This is a genomic window from Cyanobacterium sp. T60_A2020_053 (assembly GCA_015272165.1).
In the GTDB taxonomy this organism is placed as follows: Bacteria; Cyanobacteriota; Cyanobacteriia; order Cyanobacteriales; family Cyanobacteriaceae; genus Cyanobacterium.
On the sequence record JACYMF010000065.1, the window covers coordinates 40,620 to 55,822 of the forward strand.

The following is a 15,203-nucleotide window of genomic DNA, read 5'->3' on the forward strand; positions in this document are numbered from 1 at the left end:
TTATCAATTATTAATTACATTACCATACCGCCATCAACGTTAAACACTTGCCCTGTGATGTAATCAGCGCCCTCCGACGCACAAAGAAAAAGAATCATAGAAGCAACTTCTTCTGGTTTACCATAGCGCCCGAGGGGAATCATTTTCAAGATTTCTTCTGCTTGTAATCCACTTGTCATATCAGTTTCAATAAAACCGGGCGCTACAGCATTGACAGTAACTCCACGAGGTGCAAATTCTTTAGCGAGGGTTTTGGTTAAACCAATCACTCCGGCTTTAGCGGCGCTATAATTGGCTTGTCCGGGATTCCCCATTTGCCCTGCTACTGACGATATATTAATAATTTTACCGCTTCTCTGCTTTAACATAGTTTTACTCACGGCTTTACAACAGAGAAAAACCCCCGTCAAGTTTAAATCAATTACCTTTTGCCAGTCTTCCAACTTCATGCGCAATAGTAAAGTATCCCTCGTAATTCCTGCATTATTGATCAATATATCAATTTTGCCCCATGTTTTGATAGTTTCTTTGATTAAATTATCCACCGCTTCCCCTTGGGAAACATCAGCTTGGATGGCAATAGCTTCTCCCCCAGCTTCAGTGATTTCTTTGACTACTGCTTCTGCTGACTGACTATTACTAGCATAGTTTACCACTACTTTTGCCCCTTCTTCTGCTAGGGCAAGGGCGCTGGCTTTCCCAATACCTCTTGATGCCCCTGTAATTATCGCTACTTGACCTTTTAATCTCTTTTCCATGTCTTTGTATCTTTCATACTGCATGGATTAGTTTATCTTAAATTACTCATTTATCAACGGAAATACTGTGAAAAAATATTATCTTTTGGAGATGTCTAATAAGTTAATGATAAAAAAGATTCAAAAAACTTCCCATAACGGGTAGCATCTAAATCTATAATAAATAACCTGTGACGGCAACGAGTAATGGCAGTATAAATTAATTCATCAGTCATAAAACGATCATCTTTTGATTCTTTTTCAATTAATAAAAATAAAGTATCAACTTCCCAACCTTTAAAACTGTGAATTGTTGAGAATTTAGTGTTACCACTATTCATCCAAAAGTTGTATTTTTTATTTTTTCTTATTTGTTCAATAACAATTTTTAATTGATTTTTATTACTATTTGCTAAATTTTTATACATTTCTTGAGTTTCAAACATGGTAGTTGTCTTTAGTTTTTGATTATTTCTAAAATAGTAATCTATGGCTCTTAAAACTTCAACTTTTGAGCCTTGAATACAAATATCATTAGGATGGATATTATGTTTATCTACCTGTTTTTTTATCAAATTAACTATCTCTTCGATGGAGAATGTAAACATAGAAATATACTCAATATGTTCTTGGGAAGAAAATAAATTATTGTCAGTAACTTCGACTTTCTCGATTTCATATTTATTCACAAAAAATTCCTGTTGAAAATTACTCGCTAAACTAGCAATATTTGATGGTAAACGAAAAGACTGTTTTAATAAATTCCAAGCACCTCCGATTCCTGTATAAGGTTTTTTATCTTCTTCCATTTTTCTTTCATAAACATTTTGTTTTTCATCTCCAAAAACTACATACTCTCCGTTTTCTTGTAAATAAATCTTTTTTATTATTTCTACCCATTCTTTTTTATAATCTTGAATTTCATCTATAAAAATTACAGGATATTGATTAATTTTCTTTATATTTTTATTAAATAAATCAACATTACTATAATAATTCGTTTCAAAATATTTTGAGCGACTTTCACTATCCCAATTATCAAAATCATCAGGAATTTCTATTTTTATCCCTAAGTTATTTAATTCTTGAGTAATAAAATCATGGTAATTGGTAATATAAAAATTGCCCCAATTAAAATCTTCCCTCACTTCACTAATTCGATCATGGATATAATTTTTAAGAGTAATATTGTATGTAAGTATGATTATTTTTGGTTGATGAAAATAGTCATTTTCTATTCTTTTTAAAGCATTTACTGCCCTTTTAGCTAATACACAAGTTTTGCCAGAACCAGCAGCGCCCTTCGCCTTTTGCTGACCACTTTTGCTAATGATTAATTCTTGTTGTTTAGGGCTATAATTTAATTCTTTTCCTTCTTCTTTTGTATGATAGGGGGGTTGTAAATGACGTTTAAAATTGTTATATAATTCCTCGTCAAAATATTTTGATTTACGACTGAAATAATATTTGTAAAATATATTATTAAAATTTTGTTTTGTTAAAGAATCATGACCTAAAATTATTTGATGATTTAAAAATTTTAAATATCCTTTTTCTTCTTGGAAGTTAGCGGTTAAAAAATCATTGATCTCTGCTTCATTTGCACAGTGAAAATAGACGGCACAAGTTACAATTGCCCAATATTTTGGCTCTCTGATATTTTTTTCTAATAAATTCTCAATATGTAAGTCATAAAGGTTTTGTTTATAGGCTAAAGCCTGATCAATAGGTGATTTTATACCGTGCCAATCATGCCCATTTTGAGTGACTTCCCATTGTTTTTTGTGATTAAGTCTATAGTGTTTTAAATGCCAATCTTTAACCTCAATAATTATCACTCCTGAATTTTTCCTCATCAAAACAATATCAGGGCGATCGCCATTAAGAAAAGGTTGAAAATAGATTTCATAGGAATCATCAAAATTATCAACCAAAAAATTGATTAAATGTAATTCTCCTTCCGTTGGTTTTTGACGAAGATTAGGGAATTGTTCTAAAGAAGGAAATAATTGTGCCATAGTTTTATCAGACTCAAGGTTTCTATTTACATATCAGAAAAGATGAGCAAAAATATGCAGAATTGAATTAACTTACTTACAGCAGTTTTCATTTCCTTAAACCACACTTTGGATTATTACAAATACTATCTTTGCGTCTTTGCGCATCGAGGCGAGACACAAAAAACGTGGTTTATTCATTTGAAATGCGCTGTAAACAAACTTTACTGATCAATTTTCAATTTTCTTAACCGTAGCGCGTTTGTCACTACTGATACAGAACTAAAAGCCATAGCGCCCCCCGCCATCATCGGATTTAGTAGTAAACCAAAGAAAGGATAAAACACTCCAGCCGCCACGGGAATACCAATAACGTTATAAATATAAGCGAAAAAGAGATTTTGTTTAATATTATTCATGGTTGCTTTACTGAGGCGAAGGGCGCTGGAAATAGTACGCAAATCCCCCGAAATTAAAGTAATATCACTAGAAGCAATGGCAACATCTGTACCAGTGCCAATGGCAAAACCCACATCCGCTTGAGCTAAAGCCGGAGCATCATTGATGCCATCGCCCACCATCCCGACGAGATGCCTCGTTTGTGCCTGTATTTCCTTAATTTTGTCAGTTTTGTCCGCCGGGCGCACTCCAGCGTAAAAACGTCTTATACCCACTTCAGAGGCGATCTTTTCGGCGGTTTGATAATTGTCACCGGTTAACATGATGACTTCTAAACCTTGTTTTTGTAACTGTTTTACCGCTTCGAGAGATGTGGGTTTGAGAGCATCAGACAGCGCCCCTAACCCCTCAATTTCATTGTCAATGGCAATCCAAGCGTTAGTTTTGCTAAACACATCCGCAGGGCAAATTTTCTCTAAAGCAGTGGTATTAATACCCAATTCATTGAACCATTTTTGCGTACCAATATGAACTAATTTACCGTCAACATTACCTTTTACCCCACAACCCGACACCGATTCAAAATTACTTACCGTGGCAGTGGGTTTAATTTCCTGTTGTTGGGCATAATCAACCATAGCTTGTGCCAAAGGATGTTCTGAATTTTGTTCTAAACTAGCCATTAATCTTAAAACCTCGGCTTCGTGCGCTGTGCCTTTTACCGTGATAAAATTCGTTACCACTGGCTTCCCTACCGTTAAAGTGCCAGTTTTATCTAAAACAATAGTTTTGAGACGATGTGCCAACTCCAAACTATCAGCGCCCTTCACCAAAATACCATGACTAGCCCCTAATCCAGTACCCACCATAATTGATGTGGGAGTAGCTAACCCTAAAGCGCAAGGACAAGCGATAATTAAAACAGTCACCGAAGCCACTAAAGCAAGGGTAAAATTATTGCCGATTAACCACCACCCAAGGAAAGTAATTAAAGCGATAACCATCACTACTGGTACAAACCAACTGGTAATTTGATCCGCTAATTTTTGGATGGGCGCTTTGCTACCCTGCGCCTGTTTCACCAACTCCACAATTTGTGCCAATACCGTATCTTTACCAACTCTCGTGGCGCGAAATTGAAAACTACCTCTTTGATTAATAGTCGCACCGATTACCTCATCACCAATGCCACGTTTGACAGGTTCAGATTCTCCCGTCACCATACTTTCATCAAGGGAAGATTCCCCGTCAATAATTACCCCATCCACAGGGATTTTTTCACCCGGGCGCACGACAATAATATCATCCACCATTACCTCTTCCATGGGAATATCTTGAGGTTGCCCATTTTTGATAACTCTAGCGGTTTTTGCTCCTAACTGTAGTAATTTGGTGATAGCTTCTGATGTTTGACGCTTGGCGCGATGTTCTAGTAAACGCCCCAACAGTAGTAAAGTGATGATAACTGAAGCAGTTTCATAGTAAACCATGCCATCAAAACCTTCTACATTTGCCACCAGTTGAGGGAAAAAAGTAATTACAATTGAATAAAAGTAAGCAGCGCCCGTCCCCAAAGATACTAAAGTGTCCATAGTAGCACTACCATGGCGCAAGGAATTAAGCGCCCCTCGCCAAAAGGATCGCCCTGACCAAAATAACACGGGGGTAGTTAAAATTAATTGTAAAATAGGATGATGTGACCACATGGGAATAAACGGAATATTTAAACCCGTCATCATCGGTAAGGAAGTGATGATCAAAAAACTGCTGATGAGGGCGCCAAACTGAAAACGTCTTAACAATGCCTTTTCTTCCCGTTTACTTTCCCTCGCTTCATCTTCAGGGTTTAACCCTTCTGGTGGTAATACAAAAGCATGATAACCAGCGCCCTTCACCGCATCAATAATGGCTTGATGGGTGGTTTTTTGGGGATTATAAGTCACCGTAGCTTCAGCCATAGCAAAATTAACTAGAGATTCTTCTACCCCATTAACTTTACCGATGGCATTTTGAATACTATTAGCGCATCCTGCACAACTCATGCCTTTTAATTTGAATCGTTCTTTTTCTAGTATTTTTTGTGCCATGACTAATTCATTAAATTGATAATTGATAATTGATAGTTAATCATTCATAATTCATAATTCATAATTCATAATTCATAATTCATAATTTATCACTCTCACCATTGCAATTTTTCACCAACGCCCAAAAAATAATGGACAATTTAACGGGAATAATGAACAATAAACAATGTTATTAATAACCAAGAGGAATGCTTGATGAAAATTGCCATCTTGTCTCAAGATAGTAACCTTTATTCTACCCGAAGAATAAGAGAGGCAGGACAACAAAGAGGTCATGAAATCAAAGTAGTCAACTACCTGAGATGTTACATGAATATTACTTCCCATAAGCCTTCGGTGGTATATGGTAGTAAAGTCCTAGAAAATTTTGATGCTGTTATCCCTCGCATCGGTGCTTCCAAAACTTTTTATGGTATGGCAGTAGTTAGACAGTTTGAGGTGATGGGAGTATTCAGCGCCAATGAATCTCAAGCTATTTCTCGCTCTCGTGACAAGTTACGTTGTGTGCAGATTTTAGCCAAAGAAGGTATCGGTTTACCTGTGACAGGCTTTGCCCATGATACGGAAGATATTGACGGTTTAATTGAAACGGTGGGGGGCGCTCCTCTTGTGATTAAATTATTAGAAGGTACTCAAGGTATCGGCGTAGTTTTAGCGGAAACCTATCAAGCGGCAAAATCTGTTATACAGGCATTTCGAGGACTAAATGCGAATATTCTCGTGCAAGAGTTTATAAAAGAGGCGGGGGGCGCTGATATTCGTTGTTTTGTGGTAGGAAATAAAGTCGTAGCTGCCATGAAAAGACAAGGACCAGAAGGAGAATTTCGCTCTAATCTTCATCGTGGCGGAAAAGCTGAGAAAATCAAACTCACCCCCGAAGAAAGAAGTACAGCCATTCGTTCAGCCAAGGCAATGGGTTTAAGAATTGCTGGAGTTGATCTGCTACGATCCAATCATGGACCTGTGGTAATGGAGGTTAATTCTTCTCCCGGTTTAGAAGGTATTGAAAAAGCCACTGGAGTTGACGTGGCTGATAAAATCATTGAATTTATTGAAAAAAATGTAGATACTAAAATAAAAGACCGTATTCCTGTTTAGGGATTAAAAAATCAATACTTTGTATGTTGGGTTGAAGTAACTAAACCCAACAAAATCTAGTCTTTTTATCACTCATCCATTTATTCCACATTTTCTTCAATTCGAGACTCGGATAAATTTGTATCTTTTTGGATCTGAGTCTTGTATTTTCGGAGTCCGTACAATCTGCTAGAGAAGCAGTGGAGGATGGCGAGTATATCTTCAACCATTTCTTCTGATGGAGATAAAATTGTCTTTTGTCACTTAATACTATCATTGTTTAAATCATAATTTTATAGTTTACTAATGTATTTTTTCAACTATCAAAATTATGCCCATGTTCATGACTTAGGGTGGATATTGCCCACCCGAAAGTTATAAAGAAAATTAACCCACAGCGCCCTCCAACTTCAAACTAAGCAACTTGTCAGCTTCCGCCGCAAATTCCATGGGCAACTCATTTAAAACATCCTTACAAAAACCACTTACTAACATAGAAATGGCATCTTCTTCCGCAATACCCCGTTGGGCAAAATAGAACAGTTGATCTTCGCCAATTTTAGAAGTGGATGCCTCATGCTCTAAGGTTGCGGTATTATTATCCACTTGGATATAAGGAAAAGTATTGGCTTGTGCATTATCTCCAATTAACATAGAATCACATTGAGAATAATTACGAGCGCCCTTCGCCTTATTACCCATTTTGACTAAACCACGATAACTATTTTTCGAGTTACCAGCCGAAATACCTTTAGAAATAATCGTACTACGGGTATTTTTGCCGATATGAATCATTTTCGTACCCGTATCAGCTTGTTGCATATTATTAGTCAAAGCGATTGAGTAAAACTCACCCACAGAATTATCACCCACTAACACACAACTAGGATACTTCCAAGTAATCGCCGAGCCAGTTTCTACTTGAGTCCAAGAAATTTTGGAGTTAACTCCCTTACATAAACCGCGCTTCGTCACAAAATTATAAATACCGCCCTTGCCTTTTTCATCTCCAGCGTACCAATTTTGTACTGTAGAATATTTAATGTCCGCATTGTCTAAAGCCACTAACTCCACCACCGCAGCATGGAGCTGATTGCTGTCGTACATAGGTGCTGTACAACCTTCTAGGTAACTAACAGAAGCGCCCTCCTCCGCCACGATTAAAGTGCGTTCAAACTGCCCGGTATCACCGTTATTAATGCGGAAATAAGTGGACAATTCCATAGGACATTTTACCCCTTTCGGGATAAATACAAATGAACCATCACTAAATACCGCCGAATTTAGCGCTGCAAAATAATTATCCGCAGTAGGTACAACAGAGCCTAAATATTTTTGTACTAAATAGGGATGTTCTTCTAAGGCTTCGGAAATGGAACAAAAAATCACACCATCTTCTGCTAATTTTTCCTTAAAAGTAGTACCAATAGAAACACTATCAAAAATGGCATCTACCGCAACATTACTTAATCTTTTTTGCTCGGAAAGAGAAATGCCCAATTTTTCAAAAGTTTCTAATAAAGTAGGATCAACGTCATCTAAACTTTTTAACTTTTCTTTCTTTTGTTTAGGAGCAGAATAATAGATAATATTTTGATAATCAATGGTAGGATAATCCACATGAGCCCACTCTGGTTCAGTCATTTTCAACCATTGACGATATGCTTTGAGGCGAAACTCTAACATAAATTCTGGTTCGTTTTTTTTCGCCGAAATTAATCGCACGACATCTTCACTTAAACCTTTGGGAATGCTATCGGTTTCAATATCGGTGATAAAACCGTATTTATAGGGTTGATTGACTAGAGTTTTTACGGTGGCGCTCATATTAAATTTCTTTTTCTATACTCACTACTAGATAGTTTAACAACATTTTGGTTGCTAAAGTCCATTGTAAAGGATTTTGTTCACTATAATCTCAGTTTTCAACAAAAAAAATTACAATGAAGATTATCACTTCGGTAGGAATTGAATATATGGTAGCTCAATTAAAAACTGAAACAAAAAATTTATACGATACTGACTATAATCTTTGGGTGTTAGAAACCGTTAAAAAATTAGAAACAAAAAATTTTACTCATTTAGATTTGGATAACTTAATTGAAGAGGTATTAGACTTGAGTCGCAGAGACAAAAGAAAATTAGAAAGTTTATTGATAAGACTATGTGAGCATCTACTAAAACTATCTTATTGGGAATTAGAAAGAGAAAAAAATCAAGGTCATTGGCAAGGAGAAATTCGTAATTTTCGACTACAAATTAAAAGACTTTTAAAAGATAGTCCCAGTTTAAAATCATATCTTCAAGATATTTTTGAGGAATCTTATCAAAACGGAGCAAAAATTGCTTCAGATCGCTCCAAATTACCTCTTAATACTTTTCCCAAAACTCCTCTGGCTGATTTAGCACAGATTTTAGATGAAAATTGGCTTCCGTAACCTTATCAGTATTATTCGAGATTCTCAAGAGGTATGTTAAAGTATAGTTGTTAACTTTTATTAAGTATTAGGTCTTGTCATGTTAGAACTATACCAGTTTGAACTATCTCAGTTTTCCGAAAAAGTCCGTTTAATCCTCGATTACAAAGGATTAGAATATAAAAAAATCGAAGTTACTCCCGGTCTTGGACAATTAGAAGTATTCAAAATTTCAGGACAAAGACAAGTGCCAGTATTAAAAGATGGTGAGACTGTCATTGCTGATTCCACCGAAATTGCTCTATATTTAGATCGTAAATATCCCGAAAAACCACTTATACCTAGCGATGCAGTGGCAAGAGGTAGATGTCTATTAATGGAAGAATGGGCAGATGAATCATTGGGCATGAAAGGGCGCAAGGCATTTTTAGGGGCGCTGAATCAATATCCTAACTTCCGTACTTCCTTTTTACCCAGTGATACTCCAGATTTATTGAAAACCGCTTTAGGTGCAATTCCTGCAGAGTTATTAGGGGGGTTGGGCGCTGAAGTGTTCAAAAAAGCAGAGAAAGGCTTAAAACAGAACCTAGAAGCTTTAACCTTAATTTTACAAAATCAACCTTATCTAATTGGAGATGAGCCTACTTTAGCTGATTTAACCGTAGCTGCTTTAACTACCATCATTAAATTTCCTGACATTCAATATTTTGAAGCGCCCGTCAACCTACAAGGTAAAGGTATTCCGGGTTTAGCCGATAATAGCAGTTATGAGCCTTTCTTTGCTTGGCGAGATCGTATTTATAGCGAATATCGTCAACCAGCTTCTCCGTCTAAATCACCTAATCAAACTAAAGACGAGAATAAACCGACATCCATCGAAATCGAATAAATATGGGGACAAGTGTTAGGTATTGGGTTGAGATTGAAACGGGTAAAGTAATCCATCATTAGTGATGGTTGTATAAATCATCAATGGTGGGTTTTTAATTGCGACATATTATTACCCTCTGTCAGTTGAGCGAGAGCTTAATTGATAAGTTGGGTGGCAGAAGTTAGAATCCCCCGAATTTATTCGTGGAGAGTGTCAAAGCAATTATGGTGAAGATTAGGCAAAAGACAATCTCCCTAAATCCCCTTTAAAAACAGGAGAGAACTAAGTATGCTGACTTGATATAATTCATTACATAGGGGTTGCCGAAAAAGTGCAATGGTAAGGTTTCAGGCTTCAGGTTGCTGGTTTCAGGTGTAATTTTCAAACCTAATACCTAACACCCGATACCCAACACTTTTACAGCTATGCTTGAAACCTTTGTTTTAAGAGGGTTTTGATTTATTCAGCAAACCCTACATAGTGGGTATAAGGCGAAAATAGAATCTTTTTATGAAAGACTACCAGAAAGTGACCTTATCTGGAATCAGAATAAACACGAATAAATCGCCGATCCAAAAATTCTTTCCAATACCATAGTAAAGGAGAATCAAACCCTAAATATCCCCAAATCATCAGCGCCCTCCGCCCCCCCAAACCAATTAAACTGAGATAAAGAGATTGAGGCTGGTCAGATTTTAAAGGCTTATTTTGCCACCAATTACGCCAATTTTGAGCAAGGGATTTTCCTTGTCTGACGGCAAATACTCCCGCTTTAGGATAGGAATAATTAACCATAGTGGCAATATCACCAGTGGCAAAAATATTACTGTGGGAAATACTTTGCAGGGTATCTTTAATTAAAATAAACCCTTTTTCATCGGTGGTAATATCAGTTTGTTTGAGCCATTGCGCCCCCACCCCATTAGTTACTAAAAATGTATAATTGCAAGATAGAACTAAGCCTGATGTTGTAGTAATATGGTCAGCAAAAATACTATTTACTTCACTATTAAAATAAATATTAATTCTCTTTTCTCGTAAAGTTTCAGTTAATTTATAACTAGCATAATCATTATGAATTTTTACTAACTTATCTCCTTTTGTTAGTAAATTAATACTAAAATTATCAGTAATTTGATTAAAGCGATGGTGCATATTTAAAGCTAATTCTACTCCCCCAGCGCCCCCCCCCACAATATTAATAATTAGCTTTTGAGTAGGATTTTTTTGACAATAATTAATAATTTCTTGCCATTTTTGCAGTAACTGTGGCACTGGTTTAGCCGGAATAGCACAATTATCTGCGATCATAATATGACTTTTTTCTGGTGTACAGCCAATATCAATAGATAGTAAATTATAGTTAATTTTTTGTCCAGATTTAACAATAACTTGTTGATTAATAGCATCAATATTAATCACAGTATCAATAATTAATTTAAAACCATATTTTTTAGCCAATTTTACTAGATTAATATGAGTTTCATCAAAAGTGTAATAATTGGCGAGGTGCGCTGGTAACATTCCCGAATAAGGAGTTTTTTCTACATCACTAATTAAAATTATTTCGATATTTTCTAAGGGTTTTTGATACCATAATTTTAGAGCGACTACATGACTATGCCCCCCCCCTAATAAAACTAATTTATTCATAAATAAAAAAGGCAAATGTAAATTTTAAAATGGTCTTAGTTCAATTCATAGAACAAGATATTATTGGTTCTGTGTAATTCATTACATCCTAAATTATAGCGCCTTTTACCCCACCTTAAAATCTCTTACTTTTTACTTCTTACTTATTACTTAAATCCAGCACCCTCCACCGTAGACTTGGAAAAATATAGACTAGGAAAGTCAGCATAGGATCAACTATTGATTACTTTTCTTAATTAATTAAATATTATCATGAGTCAAACAATTGAAGTAAACTTAATAGATGTTCTTAATCGTTTAGAAATAAAAATTGATGTTGAAAAATTCAACACCTAAAATGAATAAATCAATAAAAGAATACATGGTTTAGATACTCGTCTTAATACTTGGCGTTGGATGCAAAGTTTCTACATTGATAATGAAATACTCGATTAATTTTGCTTACTTATTTATTAATGTTGTTAAAATAGAAAAAACTCTCACAAATGATTGTCAACTATGGCACATATTGATAAGTATTATAAAATTTTGGGGGTGGATATTAATGCTGACCTAGATCAAGTTAAAAAGGCTTATCGTCAGTTAGCGAAAAAATATCACCCTGATTATGCAGAGCAAAGTCCTCAGCAACAAAGGGAAGCTGAAGCGAAATTTCAAGAGATTACTAATGCTTATGATCACATTAAAGCTAATTTAGAAAATAACGGTTCTATAGAAACAGAAATTTTTATTGATTCGACGAAGGAAAGTAAGGCTGATTTATTTTATCGGTTAGGGGCGCTGGAAGCGGAAGATGAACATTGGCAGGAAGCGATTTTTTATTTTACGAAAGCTATTAAAATTAATCCTGATTTTCTAAATGCTTATTATTATCGCGCCGCAGTTTTGGAAAAACAAGGTTTTGAGATACGCGCTAGGGCAGATTTAGCTACTGCTGAAAATATTAAATACAGAAAGGAGAATATTTCTTTTGTTGATGAAAACATCGAAACGGTGAAAGAAAATAATTATTCTGTAAAGGAAAACATCGAAACGGTGAAAGAAAATAATTATTCTGTAAAGGAAAACATCGAAACGGTGAAAGAAAATAATTATTCTGTAAAGGAAAACATCGAAACGGTGAAAGAAAATAATTATTCTGTACAGGAAAATATCGAAACGATGGAAGAAAATAATTATTCTGTACAGGAAAATATCGAAATAGTGGAAGAAAATAACTCTTTTATGGGTAACTATGAAGATAATATGGTAGTGCGTAAAGGGAGAAAATACCAGCGCCCTTCACCGTTACCCCGTCAGTATCGTGTCAATAACTATAATAATCCAATCTCCAAGAAAAATACTTCTCTCTACCAATGGCAAATATTAATTCCTGTGATGTTAATTCTTTCTTTTGCCTTTGCCGTAGCTAGATTAGGTAATGATTCTCAAAATAATAACCGTAACTCCTCTCAAATTGATAATTTGGCTTTAAACTTTTTTATAAACTAAAAATGCGAACAACTTACCCAAAAGTAAGCTATTCGCATCTGGCTAGTTGGTTAGTTGTTAGTTAGCTGCTTCCCCTTGATTAGCGGTTTGAATATTACTGGCAGGGTTGCTACAAGCGACAACAAGGCTAAGGGTGATAAAAAAAGATATTATATAGGATAAATGCGAAGGCAGTTTCATATTTTTAAATGGTAATGTTAGAGTTTTTGGTTAAAATTCTTGAAAAATAAGAAATTTGACTTATTTTTTGTAACTGTTGCGACAAGTATGGAGATGTTAGGATTGATTGGTTTGTAAAGTTAAACCCTGTTTTATCTACCTAGAGAAATGGAAGATATTGATAACAATTATTGAGCTATTGTCACTGATTTCTGAACTTGAGAATGTAGCCAATCAAACCAAATGTCTAATCCCTGCGCTCTATTGTGATCAGCGCCCTCCTGATTAGCATGAAGTAAGTTGATTTCTAAGGCAACGTCAAAGGTTTGGTGCATAATATGCTAACTCCAAGGCTCATCCACCACTTGGGCTTCTTCATGGATATAGTCTGGTTTAGTCTTACGAGGTAATTGTCCTGATACGACGAGGTGCGCCATGGTATCACAAATGTACACCGACAATGGCCACATCGTATTCCCCGACCTTTTTCACGTCTTCGAGGTAGGGCGCTTTGAGAAATGTATTAATTCCTGCGTAGTGGGGCAATTCACCTCTGGAAAAGGTGGAAATGGTGCGATCTTTAATACTTAAAAGTAATTGACAATGGATAATTGACAATGGATAATTGACGATGAACAAATTAGAGTTAATGGGATGTTACCACCTCTGGATAAAAATACTATTTGGGCAATTTTAAATCAGGAAATTGATGATGCTACGGTTAATCAATTGGTATGGTATTATCTCGGTTATCGTTATGACGACGGTGAAGGGCGCTGGGATAATTCCAACGTGGAGGATTCTTGGCGCGCTGAATACCCTCAACCCCCTGATTTTATCGCTAATCGTCCTCCCACTGTAAAACTAACTCGCTCTATTCCAAAAGAAAATAAGCAGTTACTCAAAGAGGATTTGGGATTTAAGGGTTATAAAATTGGCGAATTTAGTCCAAGGGAGACGAGGCGCGCTACTGTGGCTAGTTGGTTATTAAGTTATCTCCATGATCATAACTAAGGGTTGCTGAAAAAGTATTTTGGTGAGGGGAGGTTTCAGGTTTCGGGTGTCAGGTTGTAGGTGAAATGCTTATAAATCAAAGATTTAAGCCAAATATTATTTTTCATAAATGGCTCATTTGTATCAATAATTTCGGTTTGAAAATCAAAAAAATTCACGACAAAAGCACTGATAACAATGGGTTTAAACCCATTGCCTACCAATTAAAAACTCTTTACTTATTAATTTTTAATTTTTTTCATAAGGGTTGCCATTTCAATGGCATTCATAGCATAACCCCAACCGTGATTACTCTTAATACCAGCCCTTTCTAAAGCCTGTTGCATAGTATCTGTCGTCAAAACACCAAAAATAACAGGCACTCCCGTTTGGGTGGCAGTGGCAGCAACTCCTTTCGCAACTTCATTGGCAACGTAGTCAAAATGGGGAGTGTCACCTCGGATTATTGCTCCTAGACAAATTATAGCGTCATAACGTTTACTTTCTGCCAGTTTTCGGGTGACGAGGGGAATTTCAAAACTACCCGGCACCCAAGCATAGTCCACTTGTTCTCCGTCTGGGTTCACATCTACACCGTGTCTTTTTAAGCAGTCTTGACAGGCAGTTAATAATTTATTGGTGATTAAATCGTTAAAGCGCCCAATGACGAGGGCAAATCGTAAACTTGTTATATCTTCTGTGAAATTTCCTTCAAAAACTGCCATATCTTATGTAATCAAAATGTTTTTTCTGGTTTCAAAACAGGGCTTAATGATAAGCCCTTTCTTCTTTTTTTCTGCTTTCTTGATAGTAACAAATATTAACTTTTGTTACAAATAGTTGATTTTAAACTACAAAAAAGTTAAGTACTGCTACGGCTAACACTAGGGCAACCCAAATGCCTGAACCAATATAGAGTAATGATTTGGACTGTTGCCAATTTTGGGGAGAGGCGTAGGCGACAGGAACATAAACGATCATAATAAATGAAAAAAGCACAAGTGCTGTTAAAAGTAGTTGGAAAATAACTCCCATTTTTTTATCTCCTTGAATATAAATATTTTTACTAAACAATCTATCTTAGATTAGTTTAGGGTAATTTGGGTCATTCTGTACAGCAAACCCTCGACGATTATAAATTTTTAAATAGGGTTTGCTGAATAATTCAGAAATGTTGATTCGTAAGGGTTAAGACATAATAGAAGCCTCAAGAAAGGGTATATTATCTTGAAATGTGAGTGAAAGACCCCCGTTGAATTTCTCAACAAAAAAAATACCCACTGAAATCAACGGGGGATGTAAACGAACCAACAAAAAAATCG

Annotated in this window: 12 protein-coding genes and 3 pseudogenes; 5 read left to right on the plus strand and 10 right to left on the minus strand. The window is 35.8% G+C overall.

What is annotated here, in order from left to right:
- Positions 1-14 precede the first annotated feature (14 nt).
- From fabG to IGQ45_09615, 3 genes are all read right to left on the minus strand, one after another.
- Positions 15-758: a 3-oxoacyl-[acyl-carrier-protein] reductase gene (gene fabG, locus IGQ45_09605; protein ID MBF2057461.1), complete on the minus strand. Its 744-nt coding sequence runs from the start codon at positions 756-758 to the stop codon at positions 15-17.
- Positions 759-853: 95 nt separating this feature from the next.
- Positions 854-2,755 carry an AAA family ATPase gene (locus tag IGQ45_09610; protein MBF2057462.1) on the minus strand — a complete coding sequence of 634 codons (1,902 nt, stop codon included), beginning with the start codon at positions 2,753-2,755 and terminating at the stop codon, positions 854-856.
- Between the two features lie 203 nt (positions 2,756-2,958).
- On the minus strand, positions 2,959-5,220 hold the full coding sequence (locus IGQ45_09615; protein MBF2057463.1) for a copper-translocating P-type ATPase: 2,262 nt from the start codon (positions 5,218-5,220) through the stop codon (positions 2,959-2,961).
- A gap of 195 nt (positions 5,221-5,415) precedes the next feature.
- On the opposite strand from IGQ45_09615, the gene rimK reads away from it, so the two are divergent.
- Positions 5,416-6,318 carry a 30S ribosomal protein S6--L-glutamate ligase gene (rimK, locus tag IGQ45_09620; protein MBF2057464.1) on the plus strand — a complete coding sequence of 301 codons (903 nt, stop codon included), beginning with the start codon at positions 5,416-5,418 and terminating at the stop codon, positions 6,316-6,318.
- 80 nt (positions 6,319-6,398) lie between these two features.
- Here rimK and IGQ45_09625 read toward each other — a convergent pair.
- Positions 6,399-6,545 (minus strand): annotated as a pseudogene (locus IGQ45_09625) (IS607 family transposase).
- Positions 6,546-6,684: 139 nt separating this feature from the next.
- Positions 6,685-8,124 carry a Fe-S cluster assembly protein SufB gene (gene sufB, locus IGQ45_09630; protein MBF2057465.1) on the minus strand — a complete coding sequence of 480 codons (1,440 nt, stop codon included), beginning with the start codon at positions 8,122-8,124 and terminating at the stop codon, positions 6,685-6,687.
- 149 nt (positions 8,125-8,273) lie between these two features.
- Between sufB and IGQ45_09635 the strand changes: the two genes are divergently transcribed.
- Together IGQ45_09635 and IGQ45_09640 are read left to right on the plus strand one after the other, a co-directional pair.
- On the plus strand, positions 8,274-8,735 hold the full coding sequence (locus tag IGQ45_09635) for a DUF29 domain-containing protein (GenBank protein MBF2057466.1): 462 nt from the start codon (positions 8,274-8,276) through the stop codon (positions 8,733-8,735).
- A 79-nt stretch (positions 8,736-8,814) separates the two neighbouring features.
- Positions 8,815-9,603, plus strand: coding sequence for a glutathione S-transferase family protein (locus IGQ45_09640; GenBank protein ID MBF2057467.1), 789 nt, complete (start codon positions 8,815-8,817; stop codon positions 9,601-9,603).
- Between the two features lie 516 nt (positions 9,604-10,119).
- Here IGQ45_09640 and IGQ45_09645 read toward each other — a convergent pair.
- The gene (locus tag IGQ45_09645; protein ID MBF2057468.1) at positions 10,120-11,238 is read right to left on the minus strand and encodes an FAD-dependent oxidoreductase; all 1,119 of its coding nucleotides are present in this window, start codon (positions 11,236-11,238) and stop codon (positions 10,120-10,122) included.
- Positions 11,239-11,736: 498 nt separating this feature from the next.
- Between IGQ45_09645 and IGQ45_09650 the strand changes: the two genes are divergently transcribed.
- Positions 11,737-12,729: a DnaJ domain-containing protein gene (locus IGQ45_09650; GenBank protein MBF2057469.1), complete on the plus strand. Its 993-nt coding sequence runs from the start codon at positions 11,737-11,739 to the stop codon at positions 12,727-12,729.
- A gap of 419 nt (positions 12,730-13,148) precedes the next feature.
- Here the strand turns inward: IGQ45_09650 and IGQ45_09655 are convergent.
- Positions 13,149-13,223: pseudogene (locus tag IGQ45_09655) on the minus strand (hydrogenase accessory protein HypB).
- Between the two features lie 115 nt (positions 13,224-13,338).
- Positions 13,339-13,476, minus strand: a pseudogene (locus tag IGQ45_09660) (agmatinase).
- Between the two features lie 66 nt (positions 13,477-13,542).
- On the opposite strand from IGQ45_09660, the gene IGQ45_09665 reads away from it, so the two are divergent.
- Positions 13,543-13,902 (plus strand): DUF1823 family protein, encoded by a 360-nt coding sequence (locus IGQ45_09665; GenBank protein MBF2057470.1) that lies wholly within the window; start codon positions 13,543-13,545, stop codon positions 13,900-13,902.
- A 221-nt stretch (positions 13,903-14,123) separates the two neighbouring features.
- On the opposite strand, the gene IGQ45_09670 is transcribed toward IGQ45_09665, so the two are convergent.
- Both IGQ45_09670 and psbZ read right to left on the minus strand, forming a co-directional pair.
- Positions 14,124-14,606 (minus strand): 6,7-dimethyl-8-ribityllumazine synthase, encoded by a 483-nt coding sequence (locus tag IGQ45_09670; GenBank protein MBF2057471.1) that lies wholly within the window; start codon positions 14,604-14,606, stop codon positions 14,124-14,126.
- Positions 14,607-14,727: 121 nt separating this feature from the next.
- A complete protein-coding gene (psbZ, locus tag IGQ45_09675; GenBank protein ID MBF2057472.1) occupies positions 14,728-14,916 on the minus strand; it encodes a photosystem II reaction center protein PsbZ in 189 nt (62 codons plus the stop codon).
- Positions 14,917-15,203 lie beyond the last annotated feature (287 nt).

Excerpts from the sequence above, each read along its gene's own strand:
- fabG (MBF2057461.1), bottom strand. The coding sequence starts at position 758 with ATGGAAAAGAGATTAAAAGGTCAAGTAGCGATAATTACAGGGGCATCA.
- IGQ45_09610 (MBF2057462.1), bottom strand. The coding sequence starts at position 2,755 with ATGGCACAATTATTTCCTTCTTTAGAACAATTCCCTAATCTTCGTCAA.
- IGQ45_09615 (MBF2057463.1), bottom strand. The coding sequence starts at position 5,220 with ATGGCACAAAAAATACTAGAAAAAGAACGATTCAAATTAAAAGGCATG.
- rimK (MBF2057464.1), top strand. The coding sequence starts at position 5,416 with ATGAAAATTGCCATCTTGTCTCAAGATAGTAACCTTTATTCTACCCGA.
- sufB (MBF2057465.1), bottom strand. The coding sequence starts at position 8,124 with ATGAGCGCCACCGTAAAAACTCTAGTCAATCAACCCTATAAATACGGT.
- IGQ45_09635 (MBF2057466.1), top strand. The coding sequence starts at position 8,274 with ATGGTAGCTCAATTAAAAACTGAAACAAAAAATTTATACGATACTGAC.
- IGQ45_09640 (MBF2057467.1), top strand. The coding sequence starts at position 8,815 with ATGTTAGAACTATACCAGTTTGAACTATCTCAGTTTTCCGAAAAAGTC.
- IGQ45_09645 (MBF2057468.1), bottom strand. The coding sequence starts at position 11,238 with ATGAATAAATTAGTTTTATTAGGGGGGGGGCATAGTCATGTAGTCGCT.
- IGQ45_09650 (MBF2057469.1), top strand. The coding sequence starts at position 11,737 with ATGGCACATATTGATAAGTATTATAAAATTTTGGGGGTGGATATTAAT.
- IGQ45_09665 (MBF2057470.1), top strand. The coding sequence starts at position 13,543 with ATGTTACCACCTCTGGATAAAAATACTATTTGGGCAATTTTAAATCAG.
- IGQ45_09670 (MBF2057471.1), bottom strand. The coding sequence starts at position 14,606 with ATGGCAGTTTTTGAAGGAAATTTCACAGAAGATATAACAAGTTTACGA.
- psbZ (MBF2057472.1), bottom strand. The coding sequence starts at position 14,916 with ATGGGAGTTATTTTCCAACTACTTTTAACAGCACTTGTGCTTTTTTCA.